Source organism: uncultured Campylobacter sp. (assembly GCF_938045535.1).
Lineage (GTDB): Bacteria > Campylobacterota > Campylobacteria > Campylobacterales > Campylobacteraceae > Campylobacter_B.
Map to the genome: position 1 here is coordinate 1 of NZ_CALIMQ010000252.1, position 4,615 is coordinate 4,615.

5 protein-coding genes and 1 tRNA gene are annotated in these 4,615 nt (G+C 44.4%); all 6 read right to left on the minus strand.

From position 1 onward, the window contains the following. Positions 1-203: 203 nt before the first annotated feature. Complete coding sequence (locus Q0095_RS07965) at positions 204-722, minus strand: hypothetical protein (RefSeq protein WP_297882932.1); 519 nt, start codon at positions 720-722, stop codon at positions 204-206. 99 nt (positions 723-821) lie between these two features. Beyond that, entirely contained in the window at positions 822-1,103 is a 282-nt protein-coding gene (locus Q0095_RS07970; protein ID WP_297882934.1) for a hypothetical protein, read from the minus strand. A gap of 189 nt (positions 1,104-1,292) precedes the next feature. Then, positions 1,293-1,368 (minus strand) — tRNA-Val (locus Q0095_RS07975). Positions 1,369-1,750: 382 nt separating this feature from the next. Further along, the gene (locus Q0095_RS07980; protein WP_297882936.1) at positions 1,751-2,707 is read right to left on the minus strand and encodes a DUF3137 domain-containing protein; all 957 of its coding nucleotides are present in this window, start codon (positions 2,705-2,707) and stop codon (positions 1,751-1,753) included. Between the two features lie 185 nt (positions 2,708-2,892). Continuing rightward, positions 2,893-3,978 (minus strand): 1-deoxy-D-xylulose-5-phosphate reductoisomerase, encoded by a 1,086-nt coding sequence (dxr, locus tag Q0095_RS07985; RefSeq protein WP_297882938.1) that lies wholly within the window; start codon positions 3,976-3,978, stop codon positions 2,893-2,895. Then, the coding region (locus tag Q0095_RS07990) for a phosphatidate cytidylyltransferase (protein WP_297882940.1) at positions 3,972-4,615 on the minus strand (644 nt) is incomplete at its 5' end. The genes dxr and Q0095_RS07990, both read right to left, overlap by 7 nt.

The following is a 4,615-nucleotide window of genomic DNA, read 5'->3' on the forward strand; positions in this document are numbered from 1 at the left end:
ATCTTTATATTTTTATTTACTGCAAAAATTATAAGGTATAAAAAGAATACTACGCCAAGAAAAAAATAGCCAATTCTATCTAACATTTTGCCGCTTCTTTTCGTTATGATCTGCTTTATTTATAACGTTTTGAGCCATACCGCCCAATCCTTAAATTTGGGCTTTACGGGAGATAAATTTTATTTTTGATCGCTCTAAATTTCTCATATGACAAACCTGGAGTATTGTAAAATCAATGTATAATCTTCGCTATAAAATTTTACCCTATTTTTTCTATTGTAGATACTCATGCTTAGCAGGTATTTAGCGAAATTTATGTAGTCCTTCGTACTAGGGAAATAAAATGTAACGCTTTGGTAGAATGTTTTAAAATCTAGCTCAAATTTATACCTGTCCATATCGTCCGTTATGTAACACTCCGCTTCGTCCATCTTGATAAATTCCTTTATATCTATACATAATTGAGCGCTATTTTTTGCAAATCGCGCTCCTCCCACCCAATATTCATAAGGGAAAAGCTCTAGGTATGAGACTCTTTCATTATACGATGATGTTAAAATGTTTTTTGCGAAATAATACATAGCCAAATTCGTAGTAAAACCCAAGATCACAAGCCTTTTGTCTTCTAGAATTTTAATATTTAATTTATGATACTCATGCCCCATAAGTTCCTCATCGATAGTTAGAGGATCGTCTTTTATATAAATTTTATTCGGTAGCACTGATTTATTCTCCTTTTGCGCACTATACCGTTATTCATCGAGCGCCATTAAATATGATCCCAATCCCTTTGATTGCGGAGTATAATAACTCTTTTCCACCTAAATTGAAGCTATTTGTGTTCGTATTTTCTCCAATATAAGTTCCGCCGAGCCCTCCTCAAGCGAATTATACTCATCCAGATGTATATGCGAATGTTTCGGCGTAGAATCTTGCGCTAAAGTAAGCAAATGCCTAGCAAGAGACATAAGTCCGCTTTTATTTGCCCTTATAGTAACTTCGTTTTCAAGAGTATTGACGGAGATCGCGAAGTCCTTTTCCCATTGTAGCTGCAGTCCCTTTTCTGCGCAGTAATCTAATGTTTTTATAACATACTGTCCCATATATCGCCGATACTCCTTTCTAAATTTAATCGGTTGCCGATAAAATTTACCTTATCGATCGGCTAATCGATCTCGTAGTATTTTGGAAAAATTATATCTAAAATAAAAATGAAAGGGGTCGGAATAGCTAAATTTAAGACAGGTGCTGTGCGCGAAAATGAAGTGATTAAAATTTGAAAATAGCTTAAATGGTGGTCCCGATTGGACTCGAACCAACGACTTCCACCATGTCAAGGTGACACTCTACCAACTGAGTTACGGGGCCAAAAAAGAAACGGCAGTATATCAAAAAAATCTCTCAATAGCAAGCAAATTTTAATTTTTCGTAAAATTCCGCCGAAATTCTATTTACCCTTGCCGAAATTCTATACAAGATTTCGCCGCGACATCAAATCCCGTCGAAATTCTACGCGAAATTTCACGATTTTGCCAAAATCCCCATGCCGAAACCCCACGCGAAATTTCATCCCATTACTAAAATTTTGCAATCCCGCGTGAAATTTTATCGCGCTTGCACGACGCTCGCGTGTTTTGCCCCAGCGGCCTATTCTGCCCCGCTTTGTTTTATCTAGTCGCTTTGCTTCGCCCCGCCTCGTTTCATCTGCTCGCCTTATTTCGCCCGCTTGCCTCGCCCCGCCTTGCGCCCGTTAAGACGTCCAAATTTTCTCATTCAACTTTAGAATTTTTACGATTTGCAGCATCGCATCCAGATCCGCTTTGATATCCTTTGCGATGCGAGCATTGAGTATCGGCTGATCCAAGCTCGGCTCGAAACTATCGGTGCCGCGAGCTATCGCTATGTAAATTTTATTTTGCTTGAAACTCAGCGAGATATTCGATTTCACGAGCTGTTTAAGAGATAAAATTTTCTCCATCAGCGCCGGCGTCAGGACATACATAGCCGTCATTGCGTCGTTTGCATAGATCGTAAAATTTTGATTGAAGTCCGCGTTATCTATTGGTATTTCGCGACCACCCAGTAGTTTGTGCCGCAACTCAGACGGCGGCAGTGTCGTATTCGAGAAAACAAAAACGTCGGAGCGGATTTTTTTATTAAAATTTGCCACGAAAAAGGGTCCTTCGAAAAATGTGGCGTAATTATTTTTAAAAATAAATGGAATTCCCGTACCGATGTCTTTTTCTAGTCTTATATCGCAAAATATAAAATCCACTCCGCCTGCGTTCGCACAAACCAGATCATCCGCGCGAAATCTATCAAATCCGTCAAATATCTCGCTTGCCCTCACCTCTTTTTCCTGAAAAAGTGCGCCCATTTTATACGAAAAACCCAGGCCTTCGATATAGGGCTTGAGATAAAGCTCTTTGTAGCGCATCAAAAATCGCTCGGTTTTACGCTCAAAAATCCACTCGTAAAATTCGTCCCGCATGGCGATTATTGCTAAAATAGACATGACCAAAAAAGATAAGCTTTCTATGCCAAGATCGAGTTTGGGAAAATCAAGAAAGATGATTATCAATGCTAGCGCAAGCATCGGACCGAAAACCGCAAACGCTACGAGATAACTTAAAATTTTCCAAAGCTTGCGACTTTTCTTAAGCCGTTTGCGCTGTTTTTCTAACTCTATGACGGTTTTAATATCCATGCCAAACCTCTATTTATTAAATTTAATGGCGCAAATTGGTAGCACAGCATAAATCTGCGCCCGATACAGCGCAATAGGCGCACGCTGTTTAGAGCCACTAAATTTTACGGCTGCTTGCGCGAGCCGCGCGCAGTGAAATTTGCCGCCACGCTCAACTTGCAGTATAAATCCCGTGATTAAAAAACTTATTTCAGCAGCTCGTTTGCATACGCTCGCACGCTCGCATCCACCGCCGTAAGCGCGTCCGCATCCGTTACGCTAGGTGAGTTAAATTTCTCCGCGCACTTTAGCACGACGCGCGCAATGTCGGTGAAACGGCACCGCTGCTGCAAAAACGCATTTACGCCCGCTTCGTTTGCGGCGTTGATGACGACGCCGAGATCGGGGTTTGCTAACAGCGCGTCTTTGAGGGTAAAGATTTGAAATTTCATCTCGTCGATCGGCTTAAATTCTATCGGTCGCAGCGCGCACAGATCCACGGGCGCGGTGATCTGCTCCCGTACGTCGCCGCTAAACATCGCGTGCGCGATGGCTAGGCGCATATCGGCCCTGCTAATATGTGCCGTCGTGGAGCCGTCCGCGAATTCGACTAGCGCGTGGATCTGCGAGGTGCGCTCGATGAGTGCATCGATCTCGCGCATGCCGTAGAGCCAAAATGCCTCGATCACCTCAAAGAGCTTATTCGCCATCGTGGCGCTGTCGATCGTGATCTTTGCGCCCATCTTCCAGTTGGGGTGCTTGAGGGCGTTTTGCGGCGTGAGCGAGCCCAGCTGCGTTAGCGGCACGTCGTAAAACGCGCCGCCGCTAGCCGTGATGATTAGGCGCGAAACGGGGATTTTGGCATTGCTAAGTAAAAATTTCAGTCCGAAATGCTCGCTGTCGATCGGGTAAATTTTATCCGTTTGCAGAAATTTCCCGCCGACGACCAGGCTTTCTTTGTTAGCTAGACAGAGCCTTTTGCCGAGCTCTTGGGTTTTTAGGCTGGGCATCATGCCAGCAAAGCCTACGAGAGCGTTTACCACGGTCGTGCTTTTGCACTCCGCAAGCATCTGTAAAATTCCATCCGCGCCGCAAAATACGCGCTCGTGATCTACTGTGCTTTTTTGCTGCGCATCCGCGATACAGACGAGCTTTGGATGAAATTTTGCGATCTGTTCGTTCAGAAGCTTGATATTGCGCCCGCAGCTAAGCGCTTCGATCATACTGCCGCTGCGAGCGGCTACGTCTAGGGTGTTTGTGCCGATAGAGCCCGTGGAGCCTAAAACTACCATGAATAGACTATCGCCATCGCGATCGCGCCAAACATATAGCCGTCGATGCGGTCTAAAATCCCGCCGTGTCCGGGAAAGAGCGCGCCGCTGTCTTTAAGACCTGCCGCACGCTTTAGGTAGCTCTCAAATAGATCGCCAAACACGCCAAAAATTGCTATGATGATGGTTTTTCCTAAAATTTCAAGCGGCGGCATATTGGTAAAGATGCGCGCATAAATGAGGCTAACGATAAGCGCGAGCGCAAGACCACCTAGTACGCCTTCTACGGTTTTATTCGGCGAGCTAGCGCTTAGTGGGGTTTTGCCAAAGGCTCTTCCGATAAAATATGCGCCGCTATCGCTAGCTACGATAATAAATATCAGCCAAACGAAGTGAAAAACTTCCCCGAAATCATCGTAAGCCGCCCACATAAAAAATATCGGCGCAACGGGATAGATGAAAGGAAGCGTGATCTTTAGGCTAGGACCCTTGGTAAAGGCTACGACAGAGGCGACGCATAGGATCATCAGGATGCTAACTTTTAGCGCTGAGACGAAAGGCTCATCGGTCTGTGTAAATGGTAGCAGCGCAAAAAACGCGATCGCTAGCGCGAGCCACTTTTTGCTAGTTTCCTCTAAACCCCATAACCAGAAGTTAA

Coding starts and splice junctions, on each gene's coding strand:
- Q0095_RS07970 (WP_297882934.1), bottom strand. CDS start 1,103: ATGGGACAGTATGTTATAAAAACATTAGATTACTGCGCAGAAAAGGGA.
- dxr (WP_297882938.1), bottom strand. CDS start 3,978: ATGGTAGTTTTAGGCTCCACGGGCTCTATCGGCACAAACACCCTAGAC.
- Q0095_RS07980 (WP_297882936.1), bottom strand. CDS start 2,707: ATGGATATTAAAACCGTCATAGAGTTAGAAAAACAGCGCAAACGGCTT.